The following is a 16,207-nucleotide window of genomic DNA, read 5'->3' on the forward strand; positions in this document are numbered from 1 at the left end:
GGTCCCTGCCCTGTAAGACTTAGTTGTGGTGACGTACGGCGCGCAGGAACTCCTGGCGGGTATTCTGGCTCGATTTAAACAGACCGCCCAGCGAGGTTGTGGTGGTCGCACTGGTGGCATCGCGCACGCCGCGCGCCTTCACGCAGTAGTGAACCGCGTCGATAGAGACGGCCACGTTATTGGTGCCCAGCAGCGTTTGCAGCGCGGTCAGGATCTGCTGGGTCAGGCGCTCCTGCACCTGCGGACGCTGAGCAAAGAACTGCACGATGCGGTTGATCTTCGACAGGCCAATCACCGTATCTTTGGGGATATACGCCACGGTCGCTTTACCGTCGATGGTCACGAAATGGTGTTCGCAGGTGCTGGTCAGCGTGATATCGCGGACCGTCACCATCTCATCCACTTTCATCTTGTTTTCAATGACGGTGATTTTCGGGAAGTTGGCGTAATCCAGACCCGAGAAAATTTCGTCGACGTACATTTTCGCGATGCGGTGCGGCGTCTCCATCAGACTGTCGTCACTCAGATCGAGATTCAGCAGCTCCATGATATCGGTCATATGACCGGCAATCAGACGCTTGCGGGTTTCATTGTCCAAATCCTGTACGGGCGGACGCAGTGGCGTTTCAAGACCGCGCGCAACCAGGGCTTCGTGGACCAGGGCAGCTTCTTTACTGAGTGATGACATTTTGTTCTCCTGCAGGTGTGGCGTCTTTTGCCCTCGTTGTGGCAAAAGTATGCGCTCATTGTGCGTGAGGCGGCGCACATAATCCAGTATTCACGACGATAATTATTGCAATTGCTGTTGCCTTTCAGCGTGACGATTCCAGACCAGGGCTCCGCCGACGAACAGCGCAACGCCCGCCAGCCCCAGCGCGGGCTCCAGTCGGTGGGTAAGCCAGGTTGATAACGCCGAGGTCATCGGGCCAATCAATTGCCCTATCGCATACCCGGTGGTGAGCAGGCCGGCCATATAGCGCGTGTGGTTTGGCGCCAGCTCGCGACCGTATAAAAGAGAGAGCTGCACGGCACACAAAAAGCCGCCTCCCACCAGCAGCCCGCCCGTCAGCAAACCGCCAATCCCCGGCAGCAGCCAGGCCGCCAGCACGCCCGCCCCCTGTAACCACAGCACGATAGCCAGCCTGCGGTTAGCCGTTGAGGTGTGGCGTAAAAGAATACTGAGCGCAATGCCCACCACGGCGGCGAGACCAAAAATCGGCCAGACAAACTGGGCAAACAGGCTGCCGGGAAAACGCACCGCCGCCATTTGCGACAGGAAGGTCGCCGGGAGGATATAGCCAAACCCGGCCAGGCTGTAGCTCCAGACCAGGCGCTTTAAATCCGCCGTCAGCAGCAGCGGCTCCGGCGCGGTTCCGGGTCGATGGAGCTGCCCGGATCGCGGCAGGTAGCGCGCCACCAGGGCAATCAGCACCAGCGCCAGCACGCCGTAGATTTGCCATGCCGCCCCGGCCGACAGGGATTTCGCCTGGATATAGACGGCGAGCAGCCCGCTCAGGGCGATGCCCGCCCCCGGTCCGGCAAACACCGCAGCGCTCAGCCCCGGTTTACCGAGCTGCCCCAGCCGTTCGTTGGTCCAGGCGGCAATGAGTACCATCGACCAGCCGCTCATGCAGCCGATGACAAAACGCAGCAGGCCGTGCACGACGGCGTTTTCCGCCGCCGCGGAGAGCAGCGTCAGCGCCACCGCGCCGGTGATGCCAAGCCAGAGGCGCGTTTCCACAAAGCGGTGCGCACGCATGGCATCCCATGCGCCCACCAGATAGCCCAGGTAATTCATCGCCGCCACCAGACCCGCGCTGGTCAGCGTAAGCTGTCCGGCAGCAATCATCAGTGGCACCTGGGGCGTAAAGGCAAAGCGCCCTATCCCCATCGCCACCACCAGAACGACAAACCCACTGAGCGCAATACGCAGCGCCATGACCGCTCCAAATGTTAAAGAAAAGTAAATTTATGATGCAGCATCTCGCCCTCTGGCGAAAGTGAAAGTTACTCACAGGTCAATGAAAAGGCTGTATTATGGTTTTTATGAATACGCATTCTCATTAAGGAGCCCTGCATGGAACTGCTCGAAGAGCACCGTTGTTTTGAAGGTCGACAGCAGCGCTGGCGGCACGACTCCACCACCCTGAACTGTGCAATGACGTTCAGCATTTTCCTGCCGCAGACGGAAAATCCACCGGTTCTGTTCTGGCTTTCCGGCCTGACCTGCAACGACGAAAACTTCACCACCAAAGCGGGCGCGCAGCGTATTGCCGCCGAGCTGGGCATTGCGCTGGTGATGCCAGACACCAGCCCGCGTGGCGACGATGTGGCCGACGATGCCGGATACGACCTGGGCAAAGGCGCCGGGTTTTATCTCAATGCGACCGAGCAGCCCTGGGCGCGCCACTACCGCATGTATGATTACCTCCGCGATGAACTTCCTGCGCTGGTGCAGTCGCAGTTTGCGGTCGGCGAGCGCTGCGCGATCAGCGGCCACTCAATGGGCGGACACGGGGCGCTCATCATGGCGCTGAAAAATCCGGGGAAATACGTCAGCGTGTCGGCATTTGCACCGATTGTGAACCCAACACAGGTGCCGTGGGGGCAGAAAGCCTTCACACACTATCTGGGTGAGGATGCGGAAAAATGGCAGGCATGGGACAGCTGCGCGCTGATGCTGGCCAGCAGCTCAGAAAATGCTATCCCGATGCTTATCGATCAGGGCGATGCGGATCAGTTCCTCGCCGGACAGCTGCAGCCTGCGGTGCTGGCAGAAGCGGCACGCCAGAAGGACTGGCCGCTGACGCTGCGCATTCAGCCGGGATACGATCACAGCTATTACTTCATTGCGTCCTTCATTGAGGATCATCTCCGCTTCCATGCGGAGCATTTGTTCGGGTAAGTGCGGCCGATTGCCGGGTGGCGGCTTTGCCTTACCCGGCCTACATTCGTGGGTTTTGTAGGCCCGGTAAGCGAAGCGCCACCGGGCATAAAGGTTACATCAGAACTTATAATCCACACCGACAAAGTAGCGACGGCCATCTTCCGTGTAGCTGTAATCGTCGCGGCTCAGATCTTTGTCCAGCAGGTTTTGCACGCCCGCACGCAACTTCACGCTTTTCGTCGCCTGCCACGCGGCGCCGGTATTCCAGATAACATAACCACCCGGCGTTGGGTCGCTGCTGGTCAGCGCGCGTTTCTCACCGGTGTAGTTGCCCTGAACATAGAACGACCAGTCCTGCGTCGCCTTCCAGTCAACGGTCCCGTTGGCGGTGTGGAACGGCAGATCGGACAGCGGCTTGTTGCCGCCGTTGCTGATATCACGACCGTCGTTGTAGGTGTAGTTCAGCGTCACTTTCCAGTCGTCCGCCAGCGGGAATTTCAGCTCGGTCTCCACCCCACGGATGCGCGCCTTGTTGACGTTGTAATAGCGGAATATCGGTTCACCGTCAGCATTCAGGCCAACGTAGTTAGGGTAGCTCTGCGCCTGCTTCGCATTGGCCGTACGGCTGATGCTGATGCGGTCATCGACGTTATTCTGGAAGGTGGTCACGCTGGCCTGCACGCCCTCTAACCAGCCCTCTTCCCCGCTGTAGTAGAGACCTAACTCGAAGCTCTCGCTGGTCTCTGGTTTCAGATCCGGGTTACCGACAATCTCACAGGCACCTCGGCACGAGCCGGTGACCCAGTCCGGGCTCAGCTGCAGCAGTGACGGCGCTTTAAACGCGGTCGCCCAGCCCCCTTTCACCGTTACGGTATCGGTCGCGTTGTAGACCAGATAGGCGCGCGGGCTCCAGTGGTCGCCGTAGGTATCATGGTCATCCATACGGATGCCGGTGGTCAGCGCCAGAGGTTCAAAGATACGCCACTCGTCCTCCAGGAACAGGGCATACTGGCTTGTCGACGTACTGCTGCCGGAACCGCCCGTCAGGTTGACCGGATCCTTCAGCTTATCGTGACGCCATTCGCCGCCGAAGGTCATCAGCTGGTTGATGTCGCCCAGCGGCAGCACGTATTTCCCGTCCACCGCGTTGCTCTCGGAGGTGATCGGATTGCTGTTGCCCGGGTTTTTGTTATCCACCTTCTCGCCGTACACCTTCAGCTCGCTGTTGCCGACGCCCCAGCGGCCGTTGTGGCTGAGAGAGTAGTTCTGACGCTCAAGGCGGTTTTTGTCGAGAGAATCCGAGTCACGATCCTGACGGTCGAAACCGTAGCCCGCCGTAAAGTCATGATTTTCAGACGGCGTCCAGGCGAATTCCACATTCGCATCGCGGCTGGTGAAGCCTTCAATGCGCGGTGTTTCACCGCTCGCCGTGGTAGAGGACTTCTGCTGACCGTCTTTCTCACGCTTTGCGAGGCTACCGTAGGCTTTCAGCCCCAGCAGACCGTCCACCAGCGGACCGCTGGTATAGAATTGACCGTTGTAGGTGTCTCCACGGTCGCGATGTTCCTGAACCGTGGAATCTGCGCTCAGGGTACCCGTCCATTTCTGGCCGATTTTTTTGGTGATAATGTTCACCACGCCGCCCAGCGCATCGGAGCCGTAAAGAGAAGACATCGGTCCGCGCACCACTTCAATTCGTTCGATGGCGTCAACCGGCACCCAGTTGAGGTCGAAATCATTATGGCGGAATACCGCGTTACGGGAATTGACGCGCTTGCCGTCAATTAGGATCAGCGTGTAGCTGCTGTCCAGTCCGCGAATACTTACCCCTTTACGGTTGTCCCCTTCGCTCGTGAGCTGCACGCCCGGCACATCCCGTAACACATCTTTCAGGTTCTGAACGGGTTTGCGCTGCAAATCTTCCTGGGTGATGACGCTGATGCTTGCCGGTGCGTCTTTCAGGTTTTGCTCGGTCGCGGAGGCCGTGATAACCATTGTGTCGCCGGATTCCGCTGCGATAACAGGCAGGGCCAGGGACATTGCGGACGCGCAAAGTCCTCCCCTGACGAAGGGATTCAACCTAAACATTCCATATCTCCATGAGGTAAATACAACTCAATCAAATCATCATTGCTCACAGCGTCTTCCCTGCCGCCCACATCTGCGGTGGGTCGGTAGCACGCTTATTTTTGATAACGATAAAGCAAACGATAATTATTATCAATTGAATTGTTAAGAAATATATCTTTGTTTCAGAATGTGGGAATAAAAAAGCCCGCTCAAACGAGCGGGCTAATAGAGAGGAAGTGCGGTTATTGTTTAAATCGTTCCGGGAATTCCATTTCACTGTAGCGAACGAATTTTGTTCCTTTCGTCAGCTTGTAACCAAACCAGATGACGAGGAACAGCGGAATACCAATGTAGGTCGCCGTGACGGCGCCCCAGTCAATGGTGTCCGCCAGGAACGCTTCATAGTTCTGTCCAAGCGTAATGATCAGGCACAGAATGAAGGCGAAAATGGGACCCAGCGGGAAGAAGCCGGAGCGATACGGCAGCGAGTTAATATCGTGACCCTGTTTGACGAAGCCACGGCGGAAACGGTAGTGGCTAATGGCAATCCCCAGCCAGGCAATAAAGCCCGTCATTCCGGACGTGTTAAGCAGCCACAGGTACACCGTCTGGTTGCCAAACATAGAGGTCAGGAAGCACAGACCGGCAATCACCGTGGTGGCATACAGCGCGTTACGCGGTACCCCGCCACGGGACAGCTTCGCGAAGATACGCGGGGCTTTACCGTCGCATGCCAGCGTGTAGAGCATACGGGTGGACGCGTACATCCCGGAGTTACCGGCTGAAAGCACAGCGGTCAGGATAACGGCGTTCATCACTGCCGCAGCAGAAAGCAGACCGGCGTGCTGGAAGACCAGCGTGAACGGACTGACGCTAATATCTTTAACGTCATTACGCAGCAGGCTTGGATCGGTGTACGGAATGATCAGGCTGATAATGAGGATCGCGAACACGTAGAACAGCAGGATACGCCAGAAGACCTGACGAACCGCGCGCGGAATATTTTTCTCAGGGTTCTCTGACTCACCGGCAGCGATACCAATCAGCTCGGTCCCCTGGAAGGAGAAACCGACAATCATCGCCACGCCAATCATCGCCGACAGTCCACCGGCAAACGGCGCATCGCCTGTTGTCCAGTTACTCCAGCCCGCAGGTTCTGCGCCTTTGAAAATACCAACGATCATCGCCACACCGACGACGATAAAGATGATGACGGTTGCCACTTTGATCAAAGAGAACCAGTATTCCGCTTCGCCGAAACCGCGCACGGAGATGTAGTTCAGCAGGAAGATGACGGCCAGGAACAGGGCGCTCCAGATCCAGCCCGGCGTATCCGGGAACCACCAGTTCATTACCAGCTGCGCGGCGACGAGGTCAACGGCGATAGTGACCGCCCAGTTGTACCAGTAGTTCCAGCCCAGCGCGAAGCCGAAGCCTTCTTCAACGTATTTTTGACCGTAGGTCGAAAACGAACCGGATACCGGCATGTACGCGGCCAGTTCGCCGAGACTGGTCATCAGGAAGTACACCATCAGGCCAATCAGGATATAAGAGAAAAGTGCCCCACCCGGGCCGGCTGCCGAAATCGTTGCGCCAGAGGCAACGAAAAGACCTGTACCGATTGAGCCTCCAATGGCGATCATCGTCAGGTGACGCGCCTTGAGTTCACGACGTAGCGTGGGCGCTTCTGTGGTTTTAATTTCTGAAACCATATGAAAATGCTGTCCATTTAATAAATGAGGCGCGATTGTAGCAGACGATCCGTGTTCCTTCCGGCAGAAATACTCAGTTATAAGAGAGCTTCATGACTCGGCCAGGATTATAAGTAAAGCATAATTTTTCCCTCTCCCCTTTGGGGAGAGGGTCAGGATGAGGGGAAGATTACATCTCGCAGTAGCGCAGAAAACGCTGCAGCGAGCTGGAAAGGTGTTTCTGACGATGATGAATGCACCACAGCGTGCGCACCAGCTTCGGCAATGGAACCGGGATTTCAACCAGCGACCCCGTTTCCAGCTGTTCGGCAATGACGCGCCGGGAAAGACAGCTGATCCCCAGGCCATGACGCACCGCGTGCTTGATCGCCTCAGAGTTCCCCAGCTCCATCCCTAGCTGGAAATGCGGCAGATGGGAAAGCAGCAGATAATCGACAATTTCACGCGTGCCGGAGCCCTGCTCGCGCAGGATCCACTGCGCCTGCGCCAGGCGCTCCAGCGTCACCTCGCCCTGCAATAACGACGAGGCCGGGGACGCAAACACCACCAGCTCATCTTCCAGCCAGGGCTCGGCAATGATATCGACGTTATGGCAGGGTCCTTCGATGAGGCCGATATCCACGCGGAAATCGATCACCGCGTTGATGACGTCCTGGCTATTGCCCACGCTCATCTCCAGCGGCAGAGTCGGGAAATCCCGGCGGTAGCGGGCAATCACTTCCGGCAGGATGTAGTTCCCGATGGTGCTGCTGGCATAGACGCGGATCGCGCCGTTGTCTTCGCGGAACAGCTGTTCGATTTCGATAGCCTGCTCCAGCAGCGCCAGCGCGCGTGGATAAAGAAGACGACCGTGCTCGTTCACCACCAGACGCTTCCCTACCCTGTCGAAAAGCTGCACGCCCAGCTGTCCTTCAAGATCGGTCAACGCCGCGCTGACCGCAGACTGCGAGAGCGCCAGCATTTGTGACGCCTGGGTCGTCGAGCCGCTTTTTAGCACCTCGGCAAACACTTCCAGCTGACGCAATGTAATGTGCATGGTTGCTTACCACTTATATAGATTGATTATAAGTATATAATCAATTTTATTTTTAAGCCAGAGCGCCGTAACCTTTAGCCAGACAAAGGAGAAGGTTATGTCAGAAATCACCTTACAACATCATCGTACAGTGTGGCACTTCGTGCCGGGTCTTGCGCTCAGCGCTGCGGTCACCGCCGTCGCGCTATGGGGCGGCAGCATCCCGGCTATCGCAGGCGCGGGTTTTAGCGCGTTGACGCTGGCCATTTTGCTGGGCATGGTCGTGGGTAACACCGTTTACCCACATATCTGGAAATCCTGCGACGGCGGCGTGATCTTTGCCAAACAGCACCTGCTGCGTCTTGGGATCATTCTTTACGGCTTCCGTCTCACCTTTTCGCAGATTGCGGATGTGGGCGTAAGCGGAATCGCCATCGACGTCCTGACCCTGACCAGCACCTTTTTGCTGGCCTGCTTTATCGGCCAGAAAGTCTTTGGCCTGGATAAGCAAACCAGCTGGCTGATCGGTGCGGGGAGCAGTATCTGTGGGGCCGCGGCGGTGCTGGCAACAGAGCCCGTCGTTAAAGCCGAAGCCAGCAAGGTGACCGTGGCGGTAGCGACGGTGGTGATCTTCGGTACGCTGGCGATTTTCCTCTACCCGGCCATGTATCCGCTGGTTGCCCACTGGTTTAGCCCGGAAACCTACGGCATCTACATCGGTTCGACCATGCACGAAGTGGCTCAGGTGGTGGCGGCAGGACATGCCATTAACCCGGACGCCGAAAACGCGGCGGTGATTGCCAAAATGCTGCGCGTGATGATGCTGGCCCCGTTCCTGATTTTCCTTGCCGCGCGGGTTAAGCAGCTGGCACCAGCAGACAGTAACCAGAAGAGCAAAATCACCGTTCCGTGGTTTGCGATCCTGTTTATCGTGGTGGCGATTTTCAACTCCTTCCACCTGCTGCCGAAAGCCGTTGTCGATATGCTGGTAACGCTGGATACGGTACTGCTGGCGATGGCCATGGCGGCGCTGGGGGTCACCACACACGTCAGCGCGCTGAAAAAAGCCGGTGCGAAACCGCTGCTGATGGCGCTGGTGCTCTTCATCTGGCTGATTGTCGGCGGCGGTGCCATTAACCTCGCGGTGCACAGCCTGATGGCATAAACCATCTCGTCCTTCTCCTGCTAACCCGCTATCATAAGCGTTTCGGGTTAGCAGGAGTTTTTTTATGAAATATGTTGGAGCGCACGTCAGCGCTGCAGGTGGCCTTGCGAATGCCGCCATTCGCGCCGCCGAAATCGAGGCGACCGCTTTCGCCCTGTTCACCAAAAACCAGCGCCAGTGGCGCGCCGCAGCGCTCACCGCTGAAGTGATTGATGATTTCAAGGCTGCCTGTGAGAAGTATCACTACGGGCCAGGCCAAATCCTTCCCCACGACAGCTACCTGATCAACCTCGGTCACCCGGTTGAAGAGGCGCTGGAAAAATCCCGCGAGGCGTTTCTTGATGAAGTACAGCGCTGCGAACAGCTGGGGCTGACGCTGCTGAACTTCCATCCGGGTAGCCATCTGATGCAAATCGATGAAGATGCCTGCCTGGCGCGTATTGCCGAGTCCATCAACATCACGCTGGACAAGACCAAAGGCGTCACCGCGGTGATTGAGAATACCGCCGGTCAGGGCAGCAACCTCGGCTTTAGGTTCGAACATCTGGCGGCGATTATCGACGGCGTGGAGGATAAATCCCGCGTCGGCGTGTGCATTGATACCTGCCACGCGTTTGCCGCCGGTTACGACCTGCGCACCACCGAGGCAACGAAAAACACGTTTGATGAGTTCGAGCGCATTGTGGGCTTTAAGTACCTGCGTGGAATGCACCTGAACGATGCGAAAAGCGCCTTTGGCAGCCGCGTTGACCGCCACCACAGCCTGGGCGAAGGCAACATAGGTCACGATGCGTTCCGCTTCATTATGCAGGACGCCCGCTTCGACGGTATTCCGATGGTGCTGGAAACCATTAATCCGGATATCTGGGCAGAAGAGATTGCCTGGCTGAAGGCACAGCAAACCGCTGAACAGGCGGCATAAAAAAAGCCGGGTGCGTAATGCAACCCGGCTTTTTTGTTGTTTATCGCTTACGCTGCTTTTGCCACGACTTCCGCTTCCGGACGTTTCAGCACTGCGTAAGAGAGACCCGCCACCAGCGTACCGGCAACGATGGCCAGCAGGTAGCCCAGTACCGGGGTGATGGCGCCAGGGATCAGCAGCACGAACAGACCGCCGTGTGGTGCCATCAGCTTCGCGCCAATCGCCATGGAGATTGCCCCCGTTACCGCGCCACCCGCGATACAGCAAGGCAGTACACGCATTGGGTCACGAGCCGCGAACGGAATCGCCCCTTCGGTGATGAAGCACAGACCCAGCACCAGCGCCGCTTTGCCGCCTTCCTGCTGTGCTTTATCGAACTTACGACGGGCAATAATCGTCGCCAGGCCGAGAGCCAGAGGAGGCACCATACCGGCCGCCATGATCGCCGCCATTGGCGCGTAGGTCTGGGTACTCAGCAGGCCAACACCAAAGGCGTAAGCCGCTTTGTTCACCGGACCACCCATGTCGGTACACATCATGCCACCGAGGATTGCACCCAGCAGAACCGCGTTTGCGGTACCCATGGTTTGCAGCCAGTGGGTCAGACCCGCCAGGATGCCCGCAACCGGCTTACCAATCAGGTAAATCATCGCCAGACCGACAACCAGGCTGGAAATCAGCGGGATGATCAGGATCGGTTTCAGCGCTTCCATACTCTGCGGCAGCTTGAGCTTCGAGCTGATGAGCTTCGCGACGTAACCGGCCAGGAAGCCTGCGATAATCCCGCCGATAAAGCCGGAACCCGTGCTCACGGCCAGCATACCGCCGATAAGGCCCGGCGTCAGGCCAGGACGGTCAGCGATGGAGAAGGCAATAAAGCCCGCCAGTACCGGCACCATCAGAGCGAAGGCTGAACCACCGCCGATCTGCATCAGCGCAGCGGCCAGCGTGCCTTGTTCTTTAAACGCGGTGATACCAAACGCGAACGAGAGAGCGATACACAGACCACCCGCCACCACCATCGGCAGCATGTAAGACACGCCGGTCAACAGATGGCGATAGGCGCCCGCAGACTCTTTCTTACCTTCTGTCGCGGTTTGACGCGCGCCGGTTGCCTGATACGGCTTCGCTTCCACCAGCGCTTTATCAAACTCCTGCGCGGTCTTTTTCAGCGCCAGGCCGGTAGACGTACGGTACATTGGCTTACCGGCAAATTTCGCCAGGTCCACTTCGATATCCGCCGCCACGATCACCAGATCGGCCTCAGCCACTTCTTCTGGGGTGATAGCGTTGCCGGCACCGACGGAGCCACGCGTTTCAACTTTTACCCACCAGCCGCGTTTTTTCGCTTCGGTTTCAATGGCTTCAGCCGCCATAAAAGTGTGAGCCACGCCCGTCGGGCAGGCCGTCACCGCAACAATGCGTTTTGGACCCGTGGCCGCAGCCGGTGCCGTTGCGACAGGCGCGCTGTAGACAGACGCGTGACCTTTCGCTTCGCTCAGGAACAGTTCCGGGTGTGCCACCGCGCGATTAATATCGCCCAGCCACACTTTTTTGCCGTTCAGCGCACTGTCAGCCGGGATTTTGTCGCCCAGTACAATGGCCAGTTCTGCATCGCCTGGATTATCGATAATCTCCAGATGTGCTTTTTGTGCCGCCGCGCCCAGCAAGGTCTTCGCCATATAGGCGCGAGCCTGTCCGAGACCGGAGTCAATGATCAGCAGCGTTTTCATTATTCCTCTCCTGCTGTTAGTTAAAAGGTTTTAAGTCAACGCGCGCCATCATCGCGGCTAACTGGGTACGATCGGTAATACCGACATTGCTCTGGCTTACGGCCAGGGCAGCAACGGCAGTGGCAAGACGTAAAGTATGTTCACTGGATTCACGCATCAGCAGACCATAAATCAGGCCGCCAACCATGGAATCCCCTGCGCCAACGGTACTCACAACTTCCATTGACGGCGGTTTGGCGATCCATTCGCCAGACGCGTTAACCCACAACGCGCCTTCTGCACCAAGCGAGATCACCACGTGAGCGATACCCTGCTCGCGCAGCGCATGGGCAGCGTCAATCACATCTTTTAATTCTGGCAGCTTACGACCCGCCCAGATCTCCAGCTCGCGGCGATTCGGCTTCACCAGCCACGGCGAGGCTTTCAGGCCCGCAACCAGCGCATCGCGGCTGCTGTCAAAAATGATGCACGGGCACTGGCTGCGCAGACGCGTCATCCAGTCGGTAAACGCTTCCGGGCTCACGCCGGACGGCAGGCTGCCGCTGACGCAGACCATGTCAAACTGACCGAGCCAGGTCAGAGAATCGTTCACAAAACGCTCCCAGTCTGACGGCGTCACTTCGAAGCCAGAGAAGTTCAGGTCAGTCACTTCACCGTCTTTCTCCGTCAGCTTAACGTTGATACGGGTACGGCCCTGAACAACCTGAAAACGGTTGGCAATGCCCAGCTCGCTGAACAGCTGCTGGAAACCATCCTGGTTATCTTTACCGAGGAATCCACCTACGGTGACGTCGATACCGAGATCCTTGAGCACTTTCGCGACGTTAATCCCTTTACCCGCAGCATGCAGGCCAGTGGTACGCACGAGGTTGACTTCGCCGCGCTCAATTTCCGGGCAAAATCCTACCAGGTCATAAGCCGGGTTCAGCGTAATAGTCGCAACACGTCTGCTCATTATGCGCCCTCCCCCAGACCCGCCGCGATGGCATCGCCAATCGCTTTCAGCGCCTGTTCAGCATCAGCACCCTGTGCGGTGAAACGCAGACGGTGCCCTTTCTTCACGCCCAGCGCGACAACTTTCATCAGACTACGGCCGTTGGCAGGTTTGCCCGTGCCATCAAGATTCGCCACGGTGATCTCACTCTCGAATTGTTTAATGGTATTCACCAGCATGGTGCCCGGACGGGCATGCAGGCCGTGCTCGTTACGTACCACGAACTCAGCGGTCTGCACGTCTTCAGTCGGCGCATCATCACTGGTCAGCAGCGCCAGCACGGTGGAGGCATCAGCGTTCAGCAGTTTTTCAGCTTTGTTGTTCAGCAGCAGATCGCCCAGACGCTTCAGCACGGAAACCGGCTGTTCATCGTTCATCGCCACGGTCACCAGCATGGCTGCAGGCTCGCCTTCTACGTCAAACGCATTGGCCGCGCGGCTCACGGCGATAGCGCTGCGCAGGTTGCCTTCAGCACTGTCGTTCAGCCAGATACCCTGACCCAGATTCAACGGCTTATCGTTAATCACGCGCGTCACAAACGTGGCATCCGCCGCGCCGGCTTCTTTCAGACGGCCCGCGTTCAGCGCCTGCAGCGTCACCAGATCGGAGGCAACCACATCCAGCGTCAGCGTTTCATTATCCAGTTTCAGCGCTTCGCTCTGTTTTTCGCCCATCAGCAACGCACGCAGCTCTTCAGCTGTGGTGGCGGACTTAAGCTGTTCAGCCACATCGTCATCGCTCAGGACATGCGTCAGCTGACGCAGCAGGCCTAGGTGTTCGTCGCTGCTGGCCGCGATACCGATGGCCACATAGGCTACCTGACCGTCGCCCCAGAGCACGCCCTGCGGGAACTGATAAACCTTAACGCCGGTTTTCAACACCTGATCGCGGGTATCGGTTGTGCCGTGCGGAATGGCAATGCCATTGCCGAGGAAGGTTGAGGTCTGCTGCTCGCGCGCCAGCATGCCGTTGACATAGCCGTCCGCGACGTTACCCGCCAGCACGAGCGCAGCGGCAACCTGGCGAATAGCCTCTTCTTTATCCCCGGCCTGAGCGCCCGGGTGGATATCCTGAACAGATAACTGGAACATGGTTCTCCACTCCTGCTGAACTTGAATCGTTTCAGCTTTAATGAGAAAAAATGCGCTAGCCTGCTCCGTTTGTTAAAACAAGATAGCGCTGAAACGTTTCAAAAAGTCTTGCGCTTTCTGCAATGTCTTGCAAGTAAACTCGTATTTCCGATCTCAGAATTTAGAGATACAGCACATTTCTTCTTCGTTCAGCTGAATTTTGCTGAAGTTCAGCAAGCCAGTTTCAGCTAAGGTCAGCCGGGTGAGAGGTAAGTTGAAATGCCATTTTGATTTTTCGTGGCATCATTGACCGCACCCACTGTTTATTTTTTAGCTGACGGCGTAAACTCCGCCCCTCTCTGCTACTCGCTAATTATAAAACATGCATAACACCCCTGCGGCCGTCTCGCCGAAGCCCTTTGATTTGACCTCTGCGGCATTCCTGGTTGTTGCCTTCTTCACGGGCATTGCCGGCGCGTTACAGACGCCGACATTGAGCTTATTCCTGACAAATGAGGTTCACGTCCGTCCGGCGATGGTGGGCTTCTTTTTCACCGGAAGCGCCATTATCGGCATCCTGGTCAGCCAGTTTCTGGCGGGGCGATCCGACAGAAAAGGCGATCGTAAAAGCCTGATCGTTTTCTGCTGCTTGCTGGGGGTCATGGCCTGCGTTCTGTTTGCCTGGAACCGCAACTATTTCATTCTGCTCTTCGTCGGGGTATTTCTGAGCAGCTTTGGCTCAACGGCAAACCCTCAGCTGTTCGCCCTTGCCCGCGAACACGCGGACCATACCGGACGTGAAGCGGTGATGTTCAGCTCTGTCCTGCGTGCGCAGGTATCGCTGGCATGGGTGATTGGTCCGCCGCTGGCCTACGCGCTGGCGATGGGTTTTGGTTTTACGGTGATGTACCTGAGTGCGGCCGTTGCGTTTGTGGCGTGCGGCGCGCTGGTGTGGTTCTTCCTGCCGTCCATGCGCAAAGAGCCCAAAGTGGCAACGGGCGTAGTGGAAGCGCCGCGCCGTAACCGCCGCGATTCCCTGCTCCTGTTTGTTATCTGCACTATGATGTGGGGCACCAACAGCCTGTATATCATCAATATGCCGCTGTTTATTATTAATGAACTGCACCTGTCGGAGAAGCTGGCGGGCATCATGATGGGCACCGCGGCCGGGCTTGAGATCCCGACGATGCTCATCGCGGGCTATTACGCTAAGCGCTTCGGAAAGCGGTTTTTAATGCGCATCGCCGCTGTCGCCGGTCTGCTGTTTTATATCGGTATGCTGACGGTACATACGCCTGGGCTGTTGCTGGCGTTACAGCTGCTGAACGCCATCTATATTGGCATTCTCGCCGGGATAGGCATGCTCTATTTCCAGGATCTGATGCCGGGTCAGGCAGGCTCAGCCACCACCCTTTATACTAATACCACCCGCGTGGGCTGGATTATCGCGGGCTCAATGGCCGGTGTCGTGGCCGAAATCTGGAACTATCACACGGTGTTCTGGATTGCGCTGGTGATGTGTACGCTGACGATGGCCTGCCTGGCGAGAATTAAAGATGTTTAAGGCGCAGTGAGCGTTTCAAGTTCAAGAAGGTACGTCATCGCCTGCTCTCGCGTGCTGCCGCACATTTCGGCAGCGGGCTGAAGCCCGGAGCAGACTTTCGGGCGCAACGGTGAGCCAAAGATCATGCACAGGTTGGTTTCCGAGAGCTGAACGCAGCGGGTATTGGCAGGCTTGCCCTCGGGCATTCCTGGAATGGGGCTTGAAATGGACGGTGCAGTACAGCACGCGCCACAATCGGGACGGCAATCCATAAATGCTCTCTTTCGCTGACGATCGCCCGCGAGTCGGGCATCGCGCGCACAGTAACACCTTTTGCGTATTGATAGCAAAAGCCACGAATTCCTCTTGCCTGAAAGGCCGCGCGCGAGTAATTTGGCGCGATATTTTTTACCTCCCGTAAACAGGATTACTGCAATGCCAAGAGCGAACGAAATTAAGAAAGGTATGGTGCTGAATTACAACGGCAAATTGCTGATTGTGAAAGATATCGACATTCAGGCCCCGAGCGCCCGTGGTGCAGCAACGCTGTACAAAATGCGTTTCGCCGATGTGCGTACCGGCCTGAAAGTGGAAGAGCGCTTTAAAGGTGACGATATCGTCGATACCGTGACCCTGACCCGTCGCTATGTTGATTTCTCCTACATCGACGGCAACGAATACGTGTTCATGGATAAAGAAGATTACACCCCGTACATCTTCACCAAAGATCAAATTGAAGAAGAGCTGCTGTTTATCCCTGAAGGCGGCATGCCTGACATGCAGGTTCTGACCTGGGACGGCGTGCTGCTGGCGCTGGAACTGCCTCAGACCGTCGATCTGGAAATCGTTGAAACGGCGCCTGGCATCAAAGGCGCGTCAGCAAGCGCGCGCAACAAACCGGCTACCCTGACGACCGGCCTGGTTGTGCAGGTACCGGAATACCTCTCCGCTGGCGAGAAAATCCGCATCCATATCGAAGAAAAACGCTATATGGGTCGCGCTGACTGATTGCGGCGTTTGTCGGGTAGCGGCTTCGCCTTACCCGACCTACAAAAACACAAAAACCGGCTCTCAGGCCGGTTTTTTTATTGTATCA

14 protein-coding genes are annotated in these 16,207 nt (G+C 57.1%); 5 read left to right on the top strand and 9 right to left on the bottom strand.

The window, feature by feature from the left end:
• Positions 1-19 precede the first annotated feature (19 nt).
• Entirely contained in the window at positions 20-688 is a 669-nt protein-coding gene (gene folE / locus AC0TOY_RS05455) for a GTP cyclohydrolase I FolE (protein WP_008500927.1), read from the bottom strand.
• Positions 689-790: 102 nt separating this feature from the next.
• Complete coding sequence (locus AC0TOY_RS05460) at positions 791-1,939, bottom strand: YbfB/YjiJ family MFS transporter (RefSeq protein ID WP_463727114.1); 1,149 nt, start codon at positions 1,937-1,939, stop codon at positions 791-793.
• A gap of 138 nt (positions 1,940-2,077) precedes the next feature.
• Here AC0TOY_RS05460 and fghA point away from each other — a divergent pair, with 138 nt between their 5' ends.
• A complete protein-coding gene (fghA, locus tag AC0TOY_RS05465) occupies positions 2,078-2,905 on the top strand; it encodes an S-formylglutathione hydrolase (protein ID WP_473721586.1) in 828 nt (275 codons plus the stop codon).
• 99 nt (positions 2,906-3,004) lie between these two features.
• Here fghA and cirA read toward each other — a convergent pair whose 3' ends face one another.
• From cirA to yieE, 3 genes are all read right to left on the bottom strand, one after another.
• Positions 3,005-4,975, bottom strand: coding sequence for a catecholate siderophore receptor CirA (cirA, locus tag AC0TOY_RS05470; protein ID WP_420278514.1), 1,971 nt, complete (start codon positions 4,973-4,975; stop codon positions 3,005-3,007).
• A gap of 224 nt (positions 4,976-5,199) precedes the next feature.
• The gene (locus AC0TOY_RS05475) at positions 5,200-6,669 is read right to left on the bottom strand and encodes an amino acid permease (protein WP_024908170.1); all 1,470 of its coding nucleotides are present in this window, start codon (positions 6,667-6,669) and stop codon (positions 5,200-5,202) included.
• A 169-nt stretch (positions 6,670-6,838) separates the two neighbouring features.
• Positions 6,839-7,705: a DNA-binding transcriptional regulator YeiE gene (yieE, locus tag AC0TOY_RS05480; protein ID WP_024908171.1), complete on the bottom strand. Its 867-nt coding sequence runs from the start codon at positions 7,703-7,705 to the stop codon at positions 6,839-6,841.
• Positions 7,706-7,802: 97 nt separating this feature from the next.
• Between yieE and AC0TOY_RS05485 the strand changes: the two genes are divergently transcribed.
• Positions 7,803-8,849 (top strand): YeiH family protein, encoded by a 1,047-nt coding sequence (locus AC0TOY_RS05485; protein WP_032646563.1) that lies wholly within the window; start codon positions 7,803-7,805, stop codon positions 8,847-8,849.
• A 64-nt stretch (positions 8,850-8,913) separates the two neighbouring features.
• Complete coding sequence (gene nfo, locus AC0TOY_RS05490) at positions 8,914-9,771, top strand: deoxyribonuclease IV (RefSeq protein ID WP_024908173.1); 858 nt, start codon at positions 8,914-8,916, stop codon at positions 9,769-9,771.
• A gap of 47 nt (positions 9,772-9,818) precedes the next feature.
• Here nfo and fruA read toward each other — a convergent pair whose 3' ends face one another.
• Genes fruA through fruB form a run of 3 tightly spaced genes read right to left on the bottom strand, consistent with a single transcriptional unit; the run spans position 9,819 to position 13,589 of the window.
• The gene (gene fruA, locus AC0TOY_RS05495; protein WP_267216893.1) at positions 9,819-11,504 is read right to left on the bottom strand and encodes a PTS fructose transporter subunit IIBC; all 1,686 of its coding nucleotides are present in this window, start codon (positions 11,502-11,504) and stop codon (positions 9,819-9,821) included.
• A gap of 16 nt (positions 11,505-11,520) precedes the next feature.
• On the bottom strand, positions 11,521-12,459 hold the full coding sequence (gene fruK / locus AC0TOY_RS05500; RefSeq protein WP_008500936.1) for a 1-phosphofructokinase: 939 nt from the start codon (positions 12,457-12,459) through the stop codon (positions 11,521-11,523).
• Entirely contained in the window at positions 12,459-13,589 is a 1,131-nt protein-coding gene (fruB, locus tag AC0TOY_RS05505; protein ID WP_473721587.1) for a fused PTS fructose transporter subunit IIA/HPr protein, read from the bottom strand. Before fruB ends, fruK begins: the two co-directional genes overlap by 1 nt.
• A 361-nt stretch (positions 13,590-13,950) precedes the next feature.
• On the opposite strand from fruB, the gene setB reads away from it, so the two are divergent.
• A complete protein-coding gene (setB, locus tag AC0TOY_RS05510; protein WP_473721588.1) occupies positions 13,951-15,132 on the top strand; it encodes a sugar efflux transporter SetB in 1,182 nt (393 codons plus the stop codon).
• Here setB and AC0TOY_RS05515 read toward each other — a convergent pair.
• Positions 15,129-15,383, bottom strand: a complete 255-nt coding sequence (locus tag AC0TOY_RS05515) for a YkgJ family cysteine cluster protein (protein WP_032645293.1) — start codon at positions 15,381-15,383, stop codon at positions 15,129-15,131. The genes setB and AC0TOY_RS05515 overlap by 4 nt on opposite strands.
• Before the next feature lie 163 nt (positions 15,384-15,546).
• Between AC0TOY_RS05515 and yeiP the strand changes: the two genes are divergently transcribed.
• Positions 15,547-16,119 (top strand): elongation factor P-like protein YeiP, encoded by a 573-nt coding sequence (gene yeiP / locus AC0TOY_RS05520; protein ID WP_008500940.1) that lies wholly within the window; start codon positions 15,547-15,549, stop codon positions 16,117-16,119.
• Positions 16,120-16,207: the final 88 nt, after the last annotated feature.

It is taken from the genome of Enterobacter sp. PL_is379, from assembly GCF_055817355.1.

What these genes read in the sequence shown, in the direction of transcription:
- AC0TOY_RS05485 (WP_032646563.1), top strand. Translation starts at nt 7,803, where the DNA reads ATGTCAGAAATCACCTTACAACATCATCGTACAGTGTGGCACTTCGTG.
- folE (WP_008500927.1), bottom strand. Translation starts at nt 688, where the DNA reads ATGTCATCACTCAGTAAAGAAGCTGCCCTGGTCCACGAAGCCCTGGTT.
- fruB (WP_473721587.1), bottom strand. Translation starts at nt 13,589, where the DNA reads ATGTTCCAGTTATCTGTTCAGGATATCCACCCGGGCGCTCAGGCCGGG.
- cirA (WP_420278514.1), bottom strand. Translation starts at nt 4,975, where the DNA reads ATGTTTAGGTTGAATCCCTTCGTCAGGGGAGGACTTTGCGCGTCCGCA.
- fruK (WP_008500936.1), bottom strand. Translation starts at nt 12,459, where the DNA reads ATGAGCAGACGTGTTGCGACTATTACGCTGAACCCGGCTTATGACCTG.
- fruA (WP_267216893.1), bottom strand. Translation starts at nt 11,504, where the DNA reads ATGAAAACGCTGCTGATCATTGACTCCGGTCTCGGACAGGCTCGCGCC.
- yeiP (WP_008500940.1), top strand. Translation starts at nt 15,547, where the DNA reads ATGCCAAGAGCGAACGAAATTAAGAAAGGTATGGTGCTGAATTACAAC.
- nfo (WP_024908173.1), top strand. Translation starts at nt 8,914, where the DNA reads ATGAAATATGTTGGAGCGCACGTCAGCGCTGCAGGTGGCCTTGCGAAT.
- yieE (WP_024908171.1), bottom strand. Translation starts at nt 7,705, where the DNA reads ATGCACATTACATTGCGTCAGCTGGAAGTGTTTGCCGAGGTGCTAAAA.
- AC0TOY_RS05475 (WP_024908170.1), bottom strand. Translation starts at nt 6,669, where the DNA reads ATGGTTTCAGAAATTAAAACCACAGAAGCGCCCACGCTACGTCGTGAA.
- fghA (WP_473721586.1), top strand. Translation starts at nt 2,078, where the DNA reads ATGGAACTGCTCGAAGAGCACCGTTGTTTTGAAGGTCGACAGCAGCGC.
- AC0TOY_RS05460 (WP_463727114.1), bottom strand. Translation starts at nt 1,939, where the DNA reads ATGGCGCTGCGTATTGCGCTCAGTGGGTTTGTCGTTCTGGTGGTGGCG.
- setB (WP_473721588.1), top strand. Translation starts at nt 13,951, where the DNA reads ATGCATAACACCCCTGCGGCCGTCTCGCCGAAGCCCTTTGATTTGACC.
- AC0TOY_RS05515 (WP_032645293.1), bottom strand. Translation starts at nt 15,383, where the DNA reads ATGGATTGCCGTCCCGATTGTGGCGCGTGCTGTACTGCACCGTCCATT.